At 61.2% G+C, this 18,967-nt stretch carries 14 protein-coding genes; 12 read left to right on the plus strand and 2 right to left on the minus strand.

Annotated features, from left to right (window positions below; all coding sequences use genetic code 11):
* The first annotated feature begins 36 nt into the window (after positions 1-36).
* The 6 genes from JDW18_RS07000 to JDW18_RS07025 all read left to right on the plus strand — a co-directional run bounded on the left by JDW18_RS07000 (position 37) and on the right by JDW18_RS07025 (position 6,543).
* Positions 37-1,188 (plus strand): acyl-CoA dehydrogenase family protein, encoded by a 1,152-nt coding sequence (locus JDW18_RS07000; protein WP_246610301.1) that lies wholly within the window; start codon positions 37-39, stop codon positions 1,186-1,188.
* Complete coding sequence (locus JDW18_RS07005; protein ID WP_246610303.1) at positions 1,185-2,348, plus strand: acyl-CoA dehydrogenase family protein; 1,164 nt, start codon at positions 1,185-1,187, stop codon at positions 2,346-2,348. The genes JDW18_RS07000 and JDW18_RS07005 overlap by 4 nt, the downstream gene beginning before the upstream one ends.
* A gap of 298 nt (positions 2,349-2,646) precedes the next feature.
* Positions 2,647-3,432: an SDR family oxidoreductase gene (locus JDW18_RS07010; RefSeq protein ID WP_218242961.1), complete on the plus strand. Its 786-nt coding sequence runs from the start codon at positions 2,647-2,649 to the stop codon at positions 3,430-3,432.
* A 3-nt stretch (positions 3,433-3,435) separates the two neighbouring features.
* A complete protein-coding gene (locus tag JDW18_RS07015; protein ID WP_218242962.1) occupies positions 3,436-3,912 on the plus strand; it encodes a MaoC family dehydratase in 477 nt (158 codons plus the stop codon).
* A 145-nt stretch (positions 3,913-4,057) separates the two neighbouring features.
* Positions 4,058-5,260 carry an acetyl-CoA C-acyltransferase gene (locus JDW18_RS07020; protein WP_218242963.1) on the plus strand — a complete coding sequence of 401 codons (1,203 nt, stop codon included), beginning with the start codon at positions 4,058-4,060 and terminating at the stop codon, positions 5,258-5,260.
* A gap of 35 nt (positions 5,261-5,295) precedes the next feature.
* Complete coding sequence (locus JDW18_RS07025) at positions 5,296-6,543, plus strand: helix-turn-helix transcriptional regulator (protein ID WP_218242964.1); 1,248 nt, start codon at positions 5,296-5,298, stop codon at positions 6,541-6,543.
* 76 nt (positions 6,544-6,619) lie between these two features.
* Here JDW18_RS07025 and JDW18_RS07030 read toward each other — a convergent pair whose 3' ends face one another.
* Both JDW18_RS07030 and JDW18_RS07035 read right to left on the minus strand, forming a co-directional pair.
* Positions 6,620-7,012 (minus strand): hypothetical protein, encoded by a 393-nt coding sequence (locus JDW18_RS07030; protein ID WP_218242965.1) that lies wholly within the window; start codon positions 7,010-7,012, stop codon positions 6,620-6,622.
* A gap of 334 nt (positions 7,013-7,346) precedes the next feature.
* Positions 7,347-8,480, minus strand: a complete 1,134-nt coding sequence (locus JDW18_RS07035; RefSeq protein ID WP_218243795.1) for a CaiB/BaiF CoA transferase family protein — start codon at positions 8,478-8,480, stop codon at positions 7,347-7,349.
* A 178-nt stretch (positions 8,481-8,658) separates the two neighbouring features.
* On the opposite strand from JDW18_RS07035, the gene JDW18_RS07040 reads away from it, so the two are divergent.
* The 6 genes from JDW18_RS07040 (at position 8,659) to JDW18_RS07065 (ending at position 18,842) form a co-directional block, all read left to right on the plus strand.
* On the plus strand, positions 8,659-9,402 hold the full coding sequence (locus JDW18_RS07040) for an SDR family NAD(P)-dependent oxidoreductase (RefSeq protein ID WP_218242966.1): 744 nt from the start codon (positions 8,659-8,661) through the stop codon (positions 9,400-9,402).
* 301 nt (positions 9,403-9,703) lie between these two features.
* Positions 9,704-10,909, plus strand: coding sequence for an acetyl-CoA C-acetyltransferase (locus JDW18_RS07045; protein WP_218242967.1), 1,206 nt, complete (start codon positions 9,704-9,706; stop codon positions 10,907-10,909).
* 17 nt (positions 10,910-10,926) lie between these two features.
* Entirely contained in the window at positions 10,927-13,086 is a 2,160-nt protein-coding gene (locus tag JDW18_RS07050; RefSeq protein ID WP_218242968.1) for a 3-hydroxyacyl-CoA dehydrogenase NAD-binding domain-containing protein, read from the plus strand.
* Between the two features lie 95 nt (positions 13,087-13,181).
* Positions 13,182-14,897 (plus strand): GMC family oxidoreductase, encoded by a 1,716-nt coding sequence (locus JDW18_RS07055; protein ID WP_218242969.1) that lies wholly within the window; start codon positions 13,182-13,184, stop codon positions 14,895-14,897.
* Positions 14,898-14,936: 39 nt separating this feature from the next.
* Positions 14,937-17,348 (plus strand): acyl-CoA dehydrogenase family protein, encoded by a 2,412-nt coding sequence (locus JDW18_RS07060; RefSeq protein ID WP_218242970.1) that lies wholly within the window; start codon positions 14,937-14,939, stop codon positions 17,346-17,348.
* A gap of 135 nt (positions 17,349-17,483) precedes the next feature.
* Positions 17,484-18,842 (plus strand): spinster family MFS transporter, encoded by a 1,359-nt coding sequence (locus JDW18_RS07065; protein WP_218242971.1) that lies wholly within the window; start codon positions 17,484-17,486, stop codon positions 18,840-18,842.
* Positions 18,843-18,967 lie beyond the last annotated feature (125 nt).

Genomic DNA, 18,967 nt, shown 5'->3' on the forward strand with positions numbered 1-18,967 from the left:
TTCCCATTTGATGAAGAACTCAGGACGCGAGCCATCATGGATTTAAGTCTGAACGAAGAGCAAAAAATGATCGTCGAAAGCGCGGTCGTGTTTTTGCAGGAAAAAAGCACGACAGCGCAGGTGCGTAAGGTCTCTGAAACAGAAGGCGGTCTGGACCGCGCGCTGTGGCAGGAAGTGGTGGAGATGGGCTGGTGCGGCGTGGCGCTGCCCGAAGCCGCTGGTGGCATGGGCCTGGGTTTGCGTGAGCTGACGCTGCTGCAGGAGCAGATGGGTTACCACCTGGCTTGCGTTCCTTTCTTTGATGCGGTGGTGGCACTCACTCCGCTGTGGAAGGCCCTGAGCCAGACCGAGCAGGGCCTGCCAGTGGTGGAGCGACTGGCACAGTCCGGCCAGATCTGCGTGCTGGGCATGACGGTGCGCGGCGAGCTGCCTGCAGCGGCGACGGTGAAGGTTGAAGGCGCGACAGGCGATCAGTTGGTGCTGAACGGCCAGTGGAGCCAGGTTGGCTCTGGCGCGCATGCCGATGTGTTTTTGCTGCCCGCCACACTGCCTTGCGGATCGCTGGGTTTGCTGGAAGTCAGCGCAAAGGCTGATGGCCTGAACGTGCAGGCGCTGCAGACGATTGATGCCACACGCAGCAGCGCCAACGTGACGGCGACCAATGTGAAGCTGACAGGTGCTGCCGTTCTTATCTATGGCGATGCACTGAGCAAGCTGTGGGCGCAGACCCGCAATGTGGCTGCGATTGGCCTGGCCGCCGAACAGGTGGGCGTGGCTGAGCGTGCGCTGGATCTGGCCGTGGAATACACCAAGGAGCGCCAGCAGTTCGGCAAGGCCGTGGGCAGCTTCCAGGGCGTCAAGCACCGCGCAGCGCAGATGCTGGTGAAGGTGGAGACTGCGCGCTCTGCGGTTTATGCAGCAGCTTTCATAGCGGATACCGCCGGTGAAACAACGGATTTGACCTATTTTGCAGCGCAAGCCCGTACAGATGCTACGGAAGCAGCTCTCTTTTCTACGCGTGAAAGCATTCAACTGCACGGCGGCGTGGGCTTTACCTGGGAGTTTGATCCGCACCTGTTCTTCCGCCGCGCGCAGGCATCCAGCCAGCGCCTGGGAACGGTGGAGCAGTGGCGCGAGCAGATCGCAGCGCGTTTGTTGGATGAGCAGCCAGTGGCGGAGGCAGCATGAACATGCAGGAATCGGAAATCAATGAAGCCTTTCGCGCCGAGGTGCGTGAATGGATGGCCCAGCACCTGACGGGCAAGTTTGCCCCGCTCAAGCACGCAGCGGGTCTGGGCTCGGAAGGCTATGACCCGCAACTGGCCAAGGAGTGGGAGCAGGAGCTGGCCAAGGGCGGCTGGACAGGTCTGGGCTGGGATGTGCAATACGGCGGGCGCAATGCGCCGCTGTCCCAGCAAGTCATCTTCCACGAGGAATATGTGCGCTGCGGCGGCCCCGGCCGTATCGGCCACATTGGCGAGACGCTGCTGGCGCCCACGCTGATGGCCTATGGCACGCCCGAACAAAAGCAGCGCTTTCTGCCCGGTATTCTGGCGGGTACGGACTACTGGGCTCAGGGCTACTCCGAGCCTGGCGCAGGCTCTGACCTGGCCGCAATTCGCACCAAGGCGCGCCGCGATGAGGCGACAGGCGAGTGGGTGATTGACGGCCAGAAGGTCTGGACATCATGGGCCCATGAATCCGAATGGATATTTGTGGTGGCCCGTACCGAAGAGGGCAGCACACGCCACTCGGGCCTGAGCCTGCTGCTGGTGCCCATCAACCAGCCCGGCGTGGAAGTGCGCGCCATCCGCCAGATCACCGGCGGCTCGGAATTCAACGAAGTCTTCTTCGATGGCGCCCGCACCGATGGCGCGCTGCACCTGGGCCCTGTGGGCGATGGCTGGAAAGTGGCCATGTACTTGCTGGGCTGCGAGCGCGGTGCCTCAACACTGGGCCAGCAGGCGCATTTCCGCCACGAACTGGATCTGATCATCGACCTGGCCAAGCGCAATGGCGCGGCCCGTGACCCGCTGCTGCGCCAGCGTCTGGCCAAGGCCGACATGGGCTTGCAGACCCTGCGTGCCCATGCCCTGCGCTCCAGCGATGAAAACACGCCGTTCCGTGTGGCCTCGGTTTCCAAGTACGCATGGTCCAACTGGCACCGCGATCTGGGCGAACTGGCGATGGACGTGCTGGGAGAGCAGGGCGAGCTGGCCCTGAATGATCCGGCGCTGCGTCCCCTGCAGCAGCTCTGGCTGGTCAGCCGTGCCGACACGATCTACGCAGGCACCAACGAGATTCAGATGAACCTCATGGCCGAGCGCGCCCTGGGCATGCCACGCTAAATTGCTGCGCTGCAGCAAGTTATTGAAAAAGCCGCCAGCCGTTCCGGGCTGGCGGCTTTTTCTTCGGGTAAATACGAGGTTTTGAGTGGCTTTGTTATTGATCTGGTTGCAAGTGCACACTCTTTTGCAATGTGAATGCAGCCAATGATTGTCTGTAGATTGGTGCTCTGAATCGGGGAGTTTCAAGCGGCAGAAATGTCAAGTTAACGACATTAGGGAATGACCTATCGTCCAAAGTGACGATGTTGCAGCGCAATGCGAAAGAGATGATGAGGTCAATCACCTTTATTTACTACAAATGACTAGCGCTCCTTCCTACGTTGCCCCCCACGGTCTGCTGAAAGATAAAACTGTGCTTGTTACCGCCGCCGCCGGCGCCGGTATTGGCTTCTCTGCTGCAAAACGTGCAGCAGAAGAGGGCTGCAAGGCCTTGTTCGTTTCCGATGTGCATGAGCGCCGCCTGGCCGAAGCCGTCGAGCAGATCAAGAAGGACACGGGCCTGACGCAGGTCTTCGGGAAACTCTGCGATGTGAGCAAGGAAGAGCAGGTTCAGGCCCTGATTTCCGAAGCCGACCAGACCATGGGCGGTATCGATGTGCTGATTAACAACGCAGGCCTGGGCACCAGCTGCAAGGTTGTTGACATGAGCGACGACGAATGGGGCAAGGTCATTGACATTACCCTGACCGGCACTTTCCGCATGACGCGCGCTGCGCTCAAGGTCATGCAGCCACGCGGCAAGGGCGTGATCGTCAACAACGCCTCTGTGCTGGGCTGGCGCGCTCAGACCGAGCAGGCCCACTACGCCGCAGCCAAGGCGGGCGTGATGGCTTTCACACGCTGCTCCGCACTGGAAGCGGCTGAATTCGGCATTCGCATCAATGCGGTGGCACCTTCCATCGCCATCCACGCCTTCCTCAAGAAGTCGGCTTCTGAAGAGTTGCTGGCCAAGCTGTCTGAAAAAGAAGCGTTTGGCCGCGGTGCAGAGCCTTGGGAAGTTGCGAACGTCATGATTTTCCTGGCCAGCGACTACTCCTCGTACATGACGGGTGAGGTGGTGTCCGTCAGCTCGCAAAGGGCTTGATTCATGAGCGCCGTTGCAGAAAAAGTGCTGTTTGACTCTGCCGCTTCGGTGCTGGCCTCGGTGGGCCGCCAGCTGGGCGAGACGCAGTGGATGCAGATCAGCCAGGAGCGCATCAACCAGTTTGCTGACGCCACCGGCGATCACCAGTGGATTCATGTGGACCCCGAGCAGGCCAAGAGCGGTCCCTTCGGCGCCTGCGTGGCCCATGGCTACCTGACGCTGTCGCTGGCCAATCTGTTTCTGCCCCAGCTTGTGGCCTATGACGGCCTGAAGATGGGCGTGAACTATGGATGCGACAAAGTGCGCTTCCCATCCCCTGTTCTGGTGAATTCCTGGATTCGCGGCAGTGGCGAAGTGGTGGCAGCCACCGCGATTGGCGACAACGGTGTTCAGGTCACGATCCGCATCACGGTGCAGGTTCGGGATCAGGATAAACCCGGCTGTGTGGTCGAAACCATCAGCAGACTGTTTTTTCAGTGAAAAAATAGCATCTTTACCAAATGTCATTAAGTTGACGTTTGGTAGGTAAGACGAGGGACGAGCCGCCAAAAGAGTGGCCGACCTCAAAAGGCAACCCTCCGGTTGCCAAAGGCGCGACGAACAGCAGTTAGCAGGAGACAGAGATATGAAAGACGCAGTCATCGTTTCGACGGCACGTACCCCCATCGGCAAGGCTTACCGCGGTGCATTCAATGACACCGAAGCTCCGGTGCTGGGCGGGCATGTCATTCGTGCCGCACTGAACAAGGCCAACGTGGCCGGCGCCGATGTGGATGATGTGATTCTGGGCATCGCCGCCCAGCAAGGCACGCAAGGCTACAACCTGGGCCGTCTGTGCGGCTACACCGCTGGTCTGCCCGAATCCGTGGGCGGCATGGTGATCGACCGCATGTGCGCTTCCGGCCTGATGAGCATTGCCACGGCCGCCAAGGGTGTCATGACTGGTGAGATGAATATTGCCGTGGCCGGTGGCCTGGAATCCATCTCCCTGGTGCAGAACAAGTACAAGAACGCACATCGCGCTCAGTCCAAGGCGGTGCTGGCTGCAGAGCCCACGGCTTATATCCAGATGATTGAGACGGCCGAGCTGGTCAGCCAGCGCTATGGCATCAGCCGCGAAGCCCAGGATGAGTACTCGCTGCGCAGCCAGCAGCGCGTGGCCGCCGCTCAGGCCAAGGGTCTGTTCGACGACGAAATCGTGCCCTTGACCACGAGCAAGCAACTGTTCGACAAGGAAGGCAATGTCACCGGCAGCGAAGAAGTCACGCTGACCCGCGACGAAGGCAACCGCGCCGACACCACGCTGGAAAGCCTGGCCAAGCTCAAGCCCGTCTGGAAAAACGGCCAGTGGGTGCCAGAAGGCCAGTTCATTACCGCAGGCAATGCCTCGCAGCTGTCTGACGGTGCCAGCGCCTGTGTGGTGATGAGCGCTGACGAAGCTCGCGCCCGGGGTCTGGCGCCTTTGGGCACCTACCGCGGCGTGGCCGTGGCAGGCTGCCGCGCCGATGAAATGGGTATCGGTCCTGTGTACGCCATCCCCAAGCTGCTCAAGCAGCATGGCCTGACCGTGGGTGATATCGGCTTGTGGGAAATCAACGAGGCTTTTGCCTGCCAGGTGATTTACAGTCGCGATCAGATGGGTATTCCCGATGATCGATTGAACGTGAACGGTGGTGCCATCTCTATTGGTCACCCCTTCGGCATGTCCGGTGCGCGTCTGGTGGGTCACGCCCTGCTGGAAGGCCGCCGCCGCGGTGTGCGTTTTGTGGTGGTGAGCATGTGTATTGGCGGCGGCATGGGTGCTGCTGGCTTGTTTGAGCTGAACTGATCTGTCTGAAATCGATTTTCAACGAGGAGTTGAACATGATGGACAGCGCTTTTGCCAAGATGGGTTTCTCCACCTACACACCAAGCTCTATTGCTTGTGTGCTGAAGGATGTGCCCATATTCGATACTCCTGCACCCGTGCGTGTGGCGGCGGATGCTCCGCTGGTCAGCGCAGAGCAGTTCAGCCACCTCATCAGCTTGCTGTATGAGGCGGCTCTGGATCCAGAGAGCTGGAAGCCTTTTCTCGAAGCGCTGCGCACGCAGCTGGGCGGCAACTATGCCTCTCTGATCGTGCGCCCGGGTACGGCCGATGATGGTGGTTTGATCGTCTCCGTAGCGGGTGACCGCCGCGATCTGATACCCAACTGCCCTCAGATCAGCATGAGCCCTTTCCGCAGCATGCCGACCGACCGCATCGTCACCCTGGGTGATGTGATGCCCGAGTCGGAATGGCGAGCTTCGAGCTACTACAAGGACTGGTGCAAGGAGATGCAGGTCTTCCATGTGATGGCCGCCGACATCGTGACCAAGGACAGCTGTGTTTATGGTCTGCGTATCACGCGTCCCGAAGGAAGTCCCGCGTTCACCAAGCAGGAGCGTGCCTTTGGCTCCATGATGCTGCCGCACATCAAGCGGGCGCTGAACCTGCACCTGTCGGTCAATCAGGATAGACAGGTCATCTCGCTGTACAGCAAGGCTACGGCCCAGCTGATGGTGGGTGTGGTCATCCTCGACCAGAACGGCGCTGTGCTGGAATGTAACCCGGCAGCGGCCAGCATTCTGGACATGCAGGATGGCCTGAAGATCTCCGGCGGCATGCTGGAAGCCAACTACGCCAACGACAACCGCAAGCTGCAGCGCCTGATCAAGGACGCGCTGATGCACACCCAGGTCTCGCGTCTGTCCATGACCGAAGGCATGTCGGTGAGCCGTCAGTCCGGCCAGCTCAACTGGGGTGTGGTGGTGCAGAGCATCTCCCCAGACGAGTGGACCGAAGGCAAGCAGCGCCCCAGCGTCGCGGTCTTTGTGCGCGACACCGGCGGCAAGGCTGACCCACCCGTGAAGCTGGCCCAGCAGCTGTTCCAGCTGACACCGGCCGAGACTTCGCTGGCGATTCAGCTGGCCAACGGCCTGTCGCTGGAAGAGGCTGCCGAGGCGCTCAACATCCGTCGCAACACGGCCCGGGCCCATCTGCGCTCCATCTTCTCCAAGACGGGCGTGCGCCGCCAGACTGAGCTGGTGCGCATTTTCCTCAACAGCGTGGCCTGGCTGGGGAACAAGTAAACGGTTGGTGGAACGACCTTAAAAAACGGGCTTCGGCCCGTTTTTTTATGCTTGCGGTGGAAGTTGCAATCGGCGGTTAAGCCTGCAGCCGCATGGACTGATTGGCCGCAGACGTACTGGTGCGCGGACGGACGGTGCTGCGTGCCAGGGCTTTGCGTTTTCGGGGTCTGCGGTAAGAGGCCGTGTTGCTGCAGGTTTCAAGCGCATCGCCCAGCAGCTCAAGCGGCTTGGGGCCGATGACGTGAAGGGCCGGTGGATCTTCCGGGTCATAGATGAAGTAGTGAACGCGCAGATAGTCGTGCTTGGAGGCCACTTCGGCGTACAGGCCGAACTCTGCGGCGTACTTCTGCAGGTCTTCGGCCCATTGCTTGAGCTGCTTCAGATCGGTCTTGAGCAGCGCTCCCTTGCGGCCATTTACTACCATCTCGTGCAAAGACTCAGGGAGATGGGGCAGTTGCTCCAGCAGCACACGCCCACAGACTCTTCTGATGCACTCTCTTTTACTTAGCTTGCGTCTCATCCGCCCCTCTGAACTTCTTCGGCCATGCATGAATTGCGAAGAATACCCTCACTTGAGGCAGCTGAAGCGCTGAATGAGCGTGGCTTTGGTGGTTGGATAAGGGCAGTTTTTCACGCTGTTTCAACTTGAGGCTGCCGCTCCGTCTCAATGGATATTGTCTAGGTGCTCATAAATCAGTAGCTGCCAGCGCATGATATTCATAGAGTTGAGATCGAATTGATCTCAAACTCAGTCAATACAGGCGCTGGCAGCTCCGTTTTGAGTACCGCACGGAAGCGCTCTATCAGGCGCAAGCCCCGGCTTCACGCAGCGCGGCAATATCGCTGGCCGCATAGCCCAGCGATGCCAGCACGGCATCGGTGTCCTGACCAATCTTGGTGCCTTGTTCGGGCTGGCGCGCAGGCGTGCGCGAAAAGCGCGGTGCGGGGGCGGGCTGGCGATGGGTTTTGCCATCCACTTCTAGGTCCACAAACATCTGGCGCTGGGCATTGTGCGGGTGGCTGGGCGCATCGGCCAGGCTCAGCACGGGTGCAAAGCAGACATCGCTAGCCTCCAGCTCCTCGCACCACTGTGCCTGTGTCTTGCCGCGCACCACTTCGGCCACGCGGGTCTTGAGTGCGGGCCAGTCGCTGGTCTTGTACTGGCGTTTTGGGTCGGCGTCGGTCAATCCCAGTTTTTGCAGCAGCAGGGCATAGAACTGCGGCTCGATCGCGCCCAGCGTGATGTGCTTGCCATCGGCACATTCAAACACTTCATAGAACGGCGATGTGTTCAGGAAGTGGTTGTGCGCCGGGTCATCCTGCCAGTAGCCCATGCCGCTGCGCATCTGGTGAATCAGGCCGCTCATGGCAGCCACGCCATCAATCATGGCGGCGTCCACCACCTGGCCATTGCCTGATTTTTGCGCTTCAAAAATGGCGCATAGGATGCCGAAAAGCAGAAACATGCCGCCGCCCGCCATGTCGCCCACGATGGTGGGCGGCAGCACGGGTGCCTGGCCAGGGCGCATGGAGGTGGCCATCACGCCGGTCAGCGCCACGTAGTTGATATCGTGGCCCGCAGCCTGAGCCAGCGGCCCGGTCTGTCCCCAGCCGGTTACGCGGCCAAAGACCAGGCGCGGTGCGCGTTTTGCCACTTCTTCGGGGCCAAAGCCCAGGCGCTCCATCACGCCAGGGCGAAAGCCTTCGATCAGCGCGTCGGCAGATTCCAGCAGCTTCCAGGCAGCAGCGCGGCCTGCGTCGGATTTGAGATCGAGCGCGATGGACTTCTTGCCCCGGTTCTGCGCCATGCGGGGGTAGTGCGATGCAGCGGCATGGTCGGCGCTGCGCTCGACCAGAATCACCTCGGCACCCATATCGGCCAGCATCATGCCGGCAAAGGGTGCGGGGCCGATGCCTGCAAATTCAATAACGCGCAGACCGGCCAGTGGGCCCGGGCTTTTGCCGCTGTTTTCGTGGTTCATGAGGTCTCCTTTTGTTGTGTAAGCGGTTTATCTTGCGATGCTCAACGCATTTGACCCCGTCCATTTGGAGTATGTCCCTCAGGTCGGGGGCCTGAACACTGTGGTCTTTCTATGATTTTGGGGAGACATAAGAATGTTCAAACTGGATGGAAAAGTGGCCCTGGTCAGCGGCGCCGGGCGCGGCATGGGTTTTGGTATTGCACAGGCGCTGGCCACGCAGGGCGCGCATGTGGTGGTCAACGACTTTCACCTGGACCGCGCCGAAAGCGCAGCGCGCCAGTTGCAGGAAATGGGCTTCAAGGCATCGGCTCAGGCGGCCGACCTGACAGACCGCGCCGCCATCTTCGCCATGGTCGATCGCGTCAAGGCCGAAGTGGGCACTGTCGATATCTTTGTGCACAACGCTGGCATCCCCGCTCAGGGCTGGGGCTACACACCGTTTCTGCAGTCGCCTGAATCTGAATGGAATGCATGGCTGCAGCTGAATCTGCACGGCCTGATGCACGCCTGCCAGGCCATGCTGCCCGCCATGCAGGAAAAGGGCTGGGGCCGCATCGTGGCGATCAACTCTGACGCCGCACGTACGGCCACCGGCATGGGCCTGTGCGCCTATGGCGCGGCCAAGGCGGCGGCCATTGGCTTTATCCGCAATCTGTCGGGCGAAGTGGGCCCGCATGGCGTGACGGCGAACGCGCTGTCGCTGGGCACCATGAACAACTGGGAAGGCTCGGAGAAGATTGCCAAGCGCGGCACTTCCGTGGGCCGTGCTGGCTCGCCTCAGGACGTGGGGGCTGCAGTGACTTATCTGGCGTCGGTGGAGGCCGAATGGGTCAACGGTCAGGTGCTGCCAGTCAACGGCGGGGGCGTGGTTTCCTGAGGCCGTAAAAGCGCTTTTCAGATACCCTCAAAAAGCCTTCCAGTTTTGCAAAAGCTGGAGGGCTTTTTTGCGTTTTAACGCTGCAATTCGTGCACCAAAACCTTGCCCGCACATCCACTAACGCTCAATTTCTAAGTGCAAACCCTGTGCTTTCGAAATTGATAGCGCCTTGCGCATGTTTTTTGGGCGTTTGAAGGCCTTTTTCTCATAGTCTGCCCCTAGTCTGAATCAGGTAGGTTTGCGCAAAAACCGTATGGCAACCTGAAAAAGAACTCGACAACTAGCGATGTGAGGAAAGCAGATGGAGGCATTGATCTTTGACCATGTCCGCACCCCCCGGGGTAAGGGCAAACCGGATGGCGCTTTGCATGAGGTGACACCGGTGTGGCTGGCAGCCCAGCCGCTGGTGGCACTGCGTGAGCGCAACCAGCTCGACACCAGCATGGTGGACGACGTCGTCATGGGCTGCGTGGTGCCCGTGGGCGAGCAGGGCGGCAACGTGGGTCGTATGGCCGTGCTGCAGGCAGACTATGCGCAGACCGTGGCCGGTGTGCAGCTTAACCGCTACTGCGGCTCGGGCCTGGAAGCGGTGAGCTTTGCCGCCGCCAAGGTCATGTCCGGCCAGGCCGATATGACGATTGGCGCCGGTGTGGAGATGATGTCCCGTGTGCCCATGGGTTCGGACGGCGGTGCCTGGGCGCAAGACCCGCAGGTCGCCAACAAGACCTATTTCGTCATGCAGGGCATCTCGGCTGACTTGCTGGCATCGCTGCGCGGCCATAGTCGCCATGATCTGGATGCCTACTCGGCCGAAAGCCACCGCCGTGCGGCACAGGCCTGGGGCGAAGGGCGTTTTGCCAAATCCGTGGTGCCGGTCAAAGACTTTCTGGGCATGACGCTACTGGAAAAGGACGAAACCATTCGTCCCGAAACTACGGTCGATTCGCTGGGCGCACTCAAGCCCGCGTTCACCGAAATGGGCCAGAAATACGGCTACGACAGCGTGGCGCTGCAGCGCTATCCGCAGGTTGAGCAGATTCACCACCATCACCATGCTGGCAATAGCTCCGGCATTGTGGATGGTGCGGCGGCGGTGCTCATTGGCACGGCAGAAGCTGGCGCCAAGCAGGGCATGAAGCCCCGTGCCCGCATTCGCAGCTTTGCCAGCATTGGCTCTGAGCCCACGCTGATGCTGGACGGCCCGGCCCATGCAGCCCGCAAGGCGCTGGCGCGTGCCCAAATGCAGGCTTCGGACATTGATCTGTGGGAGCTGAACGAGGCCTTTGCCACCGTGGTGCTGACCATGATGGAAGAGCTGAACATTCCCCATGACCGCATGAACGTCAACGGCGGCGCCATTGCCATGGGCCATCCGCTGGGGGCCACGGGCGCCATGATTATCGGCACCGTGCTGGATGAGCTGGAGCGCACGGGCAAGCGCACCGCGCTGATCAGCCTGTGTGTGGCTGCGGGCATGGGCTCGGCCATGATCATCGAACGCGTGTGAGACAGGGAGCAATAACAATGACAACAGAGATCATTCGCTACGCCGTGGATGCCGACGGCATCGCCACGCTGACGTTGGACTATCCCGGCAAGACCATGAACGTGATCGACCAGGCTTTCATGGACAACCTGGAAGTCTGCATAGCGCGTATCCAGAGCGACGAACAGGTGCGCGGCGCCATCATCACTTCGGGCAAGGACAGCTTTGTGGCTGGCGCTGACCTGATGGGCATGGAAGCCAACATCGATGCCATGGCCGATCTGCCCGTGGCCGAGTTGTTCGAATCCTGCGCTTCGCTGTCCAAGCTGCTGCGCAAGCTGGAGACGGTGGGCAAGCCGCTAGTCGCTGCGATTAACGGCATGGCGCTGGGCGGTGGCTACGAAATCTGCCTGGCCTGCCATCACCGCATTGCGGCCGATGCGCCCTCGGTCATGGTCGGCCTGCCAGAAGCGCAAGTCGGCTTGCTGCCCGGCGCGGGCGGCACGCAGCGTCTGCCGCGCATGATCGGCATTCTGGCGGCCATGCCTTTCCTGATGGAAGGCAAGCAACTGCAGGCGGTGAAGGCCAAGGAAGCTGGTCTGGTCAACGAAGTGGTAGCGCCCGAGCAATTGCTGAGCGCCGCCAAGGCCTGGCTGCTGGCCAACCCCACAGCCCAGCAGCCATGGGATGTGAAAGGCTTTCGCATTCCCGGCGGCGGCCCGCTGGACCCGCGTGTGGCTCCGGCTTTCGTGGTGGGCAACACCATGCTGCAGGCCAAGACCTATCACAACATGCCAGCGCCGCTGTGCATTCAAAGCTGCATCTACGAAGGCTGCCAGCTGCCCATCGACAAGGGCTTGCGCATCGAGAGCAAGTACATGTCCGTGCTCTCGCGCAGCCCCGTGGCGCGCGGCATGATTCGCACGCTGTTCGTCAACAAGACCAAGGCCGAAAAAGGCATGCACCGCCCCGCAGGCTTTGAGCCGTTCAAGTGCCGCAAGCTGGGCATGATCGGCGCGGGCATGATGGGTGCAGGCATTGCACTGGTGGCGGCGCAGCGCGGCATTGACGTGGTGCTGATTGACCGCGAGCAGGCCGCAGCCGAGAAAGGCAAGCAGTACTCCGAAAAAGTGCTGGCCAAGCTGGTGGACAAGGGCCGCCAGACCCGTGAGAAGGCCGATGCCATCCTTGCCCGCATCACACCCAGCACCGACTACGAGCTGCTGCGTGATGCCGACATGGTGGTTGAAGCCGTGTTTGAAGACCGCGCCATCAAGGCTGAGGTGACCAAGAAGCTGGACGCCGTGCTGCCTGCCAGCTGCGTGCTGGCCAGCAATACCTCGGCCCTGCCCATCAGCCTGCTGGCCCAGGCAAGCGAGCGGCCTGATCGCTTTATCGGCCTGCATTTCTTCTCGCCTGCCGACAAGATGCCACTGGTAGAAGTCATTCGCGGCAAGCAGACTTCGGATGCCACGCTGGCGCAGGCGCTGGACTTTATTGCCCAGCTCAAGAAGACGCCCATCGTCGTCAACGACAAGCGCGGCTTTTTCACCAGCCGCTTCATCGGTGCATTTGTCGATGACGCCATCGGCATGGTGGCCGAGGGCATTGCCCCCGCGCTGATCGAGAACTGTGCCAAGCATGCAGGCATGCCCGTGGGGCCGCTGGCCATTACCGATGAGCTGTCCATTGACCTGTCCAAGCACGCTGGTGAGTCGCAGGCCAAGGAGTTCCCTGATGAATACAAGCAGGGCCGCTCGGTCGCCATCATCAACAAGCTGTTTGATCTGGGGCGACTGGGCCGCAAGGTGGGCAAGGGCTTTTACGACTACGAAGAAAGCGGCAAGCGCCTCTGGCCCGGTCTGGCCGAACAGTACCCGCTGAAAAGCCAGCAGCCCAGCGCGCACGATCTCAAGCAGCGCATTCTGTATGTGCAGGCCGTGGAAGGCGCACGCGCCATGGAGGAAGGCGTGTTGCTGGCACCTGCCGATGGCGATATCGGCTCGATTCTGGGTGTGGGCTTTCCGGCCTATACCGGCGGCCCGTTCTGCTTTATCGATGGTGTAGGCCTGCCGCAGTTTGTGGCCGAGGCTGATCGCCTGGCCGATCTGTTTGGTGAGCAACTGCGCCCACCACAGCTGCTGCGTGATATGGCGGCCAAAGGCCAGACCTTCTACGGAAAAACGGCAAGAGCCTGATCCGGTGCTGAGCACGGGTGGGCGGGCGCGTTCACCCGTGATGCAACTCAGCGCAATCACTCATCCAATAACAAATCAATGCATGGAGACAAGCCATGGATGAAGTCTTTGATTACATCGTCATCGGCGCTGGTTCGTCCGGCGGTACCCTGGCAGCTCGCCTGAGCGAGAGCGGGAAACACAAGGTTTTGCTGCTGGAAGGCGGAGCCAGCCACAAGGATTTGCTGGTTTCCATGCCATCGGGCTGGGGCCAGATGATCAACAGCCCCAAATATTCCTGGGGCCATGAAACCGAGCCTGAGCAGTACGGCGCCAACCGCCGCATCAGCCTGCCGCGTGGCAAGCGGCTGGGTGGCTCGTCGTCCATCAACGGCATGATTTATGTGCGCGGCGATCGCGCTGATTTTGATAGCTGGGCAGCCCACGGCGCCAAGGGCTGGAGCTATGAAGAGCTGCTGCCGCACTTTGTGCGCACCGAAGACCAGCAGCGCAGTGAAGAAGAATTCACCAAGCCCTGGCATGGCCGGGGCGGGCCGCTGACGGCCAATAATCTGCACAACCCGCACCCGGTGTCTCTGGCCATGGTCAAGGCTGCGATTCAGGCGGGCATGCCGGCATGCAAGGATTTCAACAACGGCCACCCGGCCGGTGCAGGGCTGTTTCAGGTCAACCTCAAGAATGGCCAGCGTTCATCGGTTGCCAGGAATGCGATTGAGCCAGCCATGCAGCGCCGAAACCTGGATGTGCGCATACAGGTTCTGGTCACCCGCATCGGCATTGAGGCCCAGCGTGCCCGCACCGTGAACTGGAAGGACAAGGCGGGCGGCAGCCACAGCGCCCGTGCCAACAAGGAGATTTTGCTGTGCGCCGGTGCGCTGCAGTCGCCGCAGTTACTGATGCTCTCTGGTATCGGCCCGGCGCAGCATCTGCGCGAGATGGGCATTGACGTCAAGGTCGATCTGCCCGGTGTGGGCGCCAATCTTCAAGACCATGCCATCGTGCCCATGTCCTGGCGCATGAAGGCCGACACGCCCAGCCTCAACAAGTCGCTGCGCGGTATGGGGATTGCCGGGTCGCTGCTCAAGTACCTGTTGACCAAGCAGGGCGCCATGGCCATGCCTGCGTCTGAATTTGCGGCATGGTTCAGCAGCGATTCCAGCCTGCCCTACAACGATATCCAGATTCATGGCCTGCCCGTGACTGGCGATATCGAGGGCTATATGCAAAGCGGCAAGAACTACCGCACCGAAGCTTTCCCAGGCATGACCATGGCTCCCTATCAGGTGCGGCCTTATTCGCGCGGGCAGTTGAAGCTCAAGAGCTCCAACCCCGAAGAACTGGCCAGCATCCGCATGAATTTTCTGCACGACGAACGCGACCGCAAGGCGCTGCTGTATGGCGTGCGCATGGCCAGCAAGATTGCCCAGCAACCAGCGCTGGCGCATCTGGTGGAAGCGCAGACCCGGCCTGGCCCGAATCTGCAAAGCGACGACGAACTGCTGGACTGGATTGGCATGTACATGGGCTCAGGCCACCACGCCAGCGGCAGCTGCCGCATGGGCGATGCGATGGACCCGTTGACGGTTGTCACGCCCGATCTCAAGGTCAAAGGCGTGGAAGGCCTGCGCGTGATCGATGCCTCGGTCATGCCGCATTTGGTGTCGGGCAATACGAATGCGGCCTCGGTTGTGATCGGGGACAAGGGGGCAGACCTGGTGCTGGACGTGAAAGCACAGGCGGCCCAGCAATGGAATGTGGCAGGGGTGATGCCCGCGGCAGCCGGGGCGCAGCGCTCTGAAGTGGCCGCCTGAGCTGAACTTGAGCTTTAAAGAATCTGAGGAGACAAAACAATGAATTTCGATTTCAGTGATGACCAGAATGCCTTGCGCAACGAGATACGCAAATTCCTGAGCAAGGAATCGCCGCTGACCAAGGCGCGCGCCTTACTGGAAGGTGAGGGCTGCTACGACCAGGGCGTGTGGAGCGGCATGGCTCAGCTGGGCGTGACGGGGCTGATGCTGCCCGAAGACTGCGGCGGCATCGGATTGGGCGCGATGGAGATGTGCGTGGTGGCCGAGGAAGTGGGCCGCCAGCTCAGCCCTGTGCCACTGGCATCTACCATGTATCTGGCGGTGCAGGCCTTGCTGCTATCAACGCAAGAGCACTCTGCGCAACGCCAGCAATGGCTGCTGCCGGTTTCTGGTGGAAGCATTGGCTGCCTGGCCGCTGCGACGGATGGTGCAAAGCCGCTGGCTGATCTGCCGCTGTTTGATGGCCAAACCTTGACCGGTGAATGCCCGCTGGTGGCCGATGGCCTGGCCGCGCAATGGGGTGTGGCGCTGGCGCGCAATGCCCAAGGCAATGAAGTGCTGGTGGCTTTCAAGGCTGACGACACCGTGCAGCGCAAGGCACTCAAAACGCTGGACCCTTCCAAGCCCTATGCGGCGCTGAGCTTTGCCCGCACGAGTGCCGAATTGCTGGACGGCACACGCAGTGCAGCCGATGTACTAGCCCGCGTGCGCAACCGCGCAGCCGTGCTGCTGGCTTTTGAACAACTGGGTGCGGCCGATGCAGCGCTGGAAATGGCGAGCAGCTATGCCAAGGAGCGCAAGGCCTTTGGCCGTGCCATCGGCTCCTATCAGGGCATCAAGCACAAGCTGGCCAATCTCTATACCGGCAACCAGCTGGCACGTGCCCATTGCTACTACGGTGCCTGGGCGCTGACCGCAGATATGGATGCGGCGGACGGTACAGCAGAATTGGCGGGGGCAGCTGCAGCAGCGCGGGTGAGCAGCACGCAGGCCTTGTCGAATGCAGCGCAGGAAAACCTGCACACCCATGGTGGCATGGGCTACACATGGGAACTGGACTGCCATCTGTTCTATCGCCGTGCTCGCCAGCAGGCCGTAGAGCTGGGCAATATCCACGCTTGGCGCGAGCAGGTCGCAGCCGAGCTGCAAAAGCGTCTGGACCAGCCTGCTGTGGCTGCAGTTGCCAAGAGCGCTGCTGGCGCAGACACTCAGTCCATGGACTTTGAAGACACGCCCGAAGAAGCCGCCTTCCGCGCCGAATGCCAGGCCTGGCTGCAGGCCAATGCCCAGCCCAAGCTCAGCGCTGACGACTATTACGGCCGTGACATGACGGCAGAGCAGCGCATGAACGATGCCCGGCGCTGGCAGGGCAAGAAGGCGGCTGCTGGCTTTGGCGCCATCACATGGCCCAAGGTGCTGGGTGGTCGTGGCGGCACGCCCATGCAGGAGCTGATCTGGCGTCAGGAAGAGGGCAAGTTCAAAGTGCCCACCGGCATGTTCAATGTGAGCCTGGGCATGGTGCTGCCATCGGTCATGGCCCATGCCAGCCCTGAAGTGCTGGGCCAGCATGTGGCGCCTGCACTGGGCGGCAAAAACCTGTGGTGCCAGCTGCTGAGCGAGCCGGGCGCAGGGTCTGATCTGGGCATGGTGCGCACCCGGGCCGAGCGCGCCACCGATGGGCGCGAAGGCTGGATCATCAATGGTCAGAAGGTCTGGACTTCGCTGGCGCAGTTTGCGCAGTTCGGTCTGGTGCTGACGCGCACCAACCCGCAGGCCAGCAAGTTTGAGGGCTTGAGCACCTTCTATCTGGATATGAAGACGCCGGGCATCACCGTGCGCCCCATCCGTCAGGCCGGTGGTGAGTCGGAGTTCAATGAGGTTTTCTTCGAGGACGTTTTTGTGCCCGACAGCCAGCTGGTGGGCAAGCTGGGCGGGGGCTGGAAGGTCACGCTCACCGGCCTGATGTCCGAGCGCCTGGCCATTGGCGGTGTGATGCCCGCCGAGCTGTGGCGCACCACGGCAGGCCTGCTGGCCGACTATGACTTTGAAGGCAAGCCCGCGCTGCAGGACGGACGCATGCGCGAGCGCTGGGCCGATCTGTATCTGAAAGAGCAGGCTTTGTGGCTGCTGCAATGCCGTGCGCTGACGGCGCTGAGCAAGGGCCGCCAGCCTGGCCCGGAAATGAGCGGCGCCAAAAACGTGGCGGCCGCAGCGCTGCAGTCGTTCAGCTATTTCGCCATCGACCTGCTGGGCGAGCGCGGCGTGCTGGCGGCCAGCGAACTGGGCGAGCGCTTTGCCATGGTTGAGCGGCTGTGGTTTGGCGCTGCCGGCATGCGCATTGCGGGGGGCACCGATGAGGTGGTGCTCAACAGCATTGGCGAGCGTGTGCTGGGCCTGGCCCCGGAGCCTCGGGCTGACAAGGATGTGCCTTTTAGCGAACTGGTTGCCTAGTGACTTGGCGCGGCGCACCCTCGCAAGGTTCACGCAAAGTTCACACATAGCGAGAGTGTGCCGCGCTCTTTTTGGTAGAGCGTGCGAAGTTTCGATAAAGCGTGGCGGAGATCACGTCTTTTCAGGAGACAGGAAATGAGTGCATCTGCAACGGCCTCGGTGCCGCAAGCGGCTTCGGCCAGTTCCAGACCGGCAAGCAATGTGACAGGGTGGCGGCGCCACTATCTGTTGCTGGTGCTGCTGCTGGTCTATGGCATGAGCATGATTGATCGACAGATCATGGGCGTGCTGATCGAGCCCATCAAAAAGGAGATGGGGGTTTCCGACAGCGCCATGGGCCTGCTCACAGGGTTGGCTTTTGCATTGTTCTACAGCATTCTGGCTGTGCCGTTTGGCCGCTTTGCAGACCGCACCAACCGCCGCAATCTGATTGCCTGGTGCTGCGGCGGCTGGAGTATTGCCACGGGTCTGTGTGGCATGGCCGTGGGCTTCTGGAGCCTGACGGCGGCGCGTGTGGGTGTGGCGGTGGGAGAGGCTGGCAGCACAGCGGCATCAACCACCATGATTGCCGACGTCTATCCGCCAGAGCAGCGCAGCCGCGCCATGAGCGTGTTCAGCCTTGGCCCGCATCTGGGCTCGCTGGTGGGGCTGGGTGTGGGGGCCTGGATTGCCCAGCACTATGGCTGGCGTGCAGCGTTCCTGTGGCTGGCTGTGCCCGGTGTGGTGATTGCACTGGTGCTGCGCCTGACCTGCCGCGAACCCATACGTGGTGCGCAGGAAGCGCGGCCCGTGACAGCGGCGGTGGCTGAGAAATTCAGCGAGGCCATGGCTGTGCTGCTGGGCAACAAGGCTTTTGTCAGGCTGGCGCTGGCCAGCATGTTGATGGCTTTTGCGGGCTATGCGATTGGCATGTGGAACACCGCGTTTCTGGTGCGCTCGCACGGCCTGCAGCTCAAGGATGCGGGCGCCATCATGGGCTTCATCGGCGGCCCGGCGGCCATTGCCGGGGCTTTGCTTAGCGGCTGGGTGACAGATGTGATGGCCAGGCGCGACTCGCGCTGGCAAGTGGGTGTGCCGCTGCTGGGAACGCTGATTTCAGTGCCACTGGGCATTGCGTTCTATCTCAACGACTCGACGCAAACCTGGCAACTGGCGGGTTTGCAGATTCCCCATGCGATTGGCTTTTATGGCTTCTTCGCCGTCTTCTCCAGCTTCTGGGCAGCTCCCGTGTTTGCGGCGCTGACGAATGTGATTGCCGCAACGCGACTGGCTACTGCGCTGTCCATCTACAACCTGCTGCTGACGGCCGTGGGCGGCGGGCTGGGCCCGCTGGTGGTGGGCTTGCTCAGCGATGCGTTCACGGCGCATGCGGGTCAAGAATCACTTCGCTGGGCGCTGGTGTGCATGCTGGCTTTCTACCTGCTGGCAGCTGTGATCTATGGTTGGGCAATCAAGCCGTATGTGGGCTTTCTTAAATCAAAAAGGATAGCTTGAAGCGCTTATTCATAAAGGGATTTCTAGTGATTTTCCTGGAATGCTGAAGTGCGGGAAATGTGCTCGAATAGCTGAGGGTCTGTCCTCAGTTCAAGCGGACGATGAGAAGGCAGCGCGGCCAGCTG

Origin of the sequence: Comamonas fluminis (assembly GCF_019186805.1) — a bacterium.
GTDB lineage: Bacteria > Pseudomonadota > Gammaproteobacteria > Burkholderiales > Burkholderiaceae_C > Comamonas > Comamonas fluminis.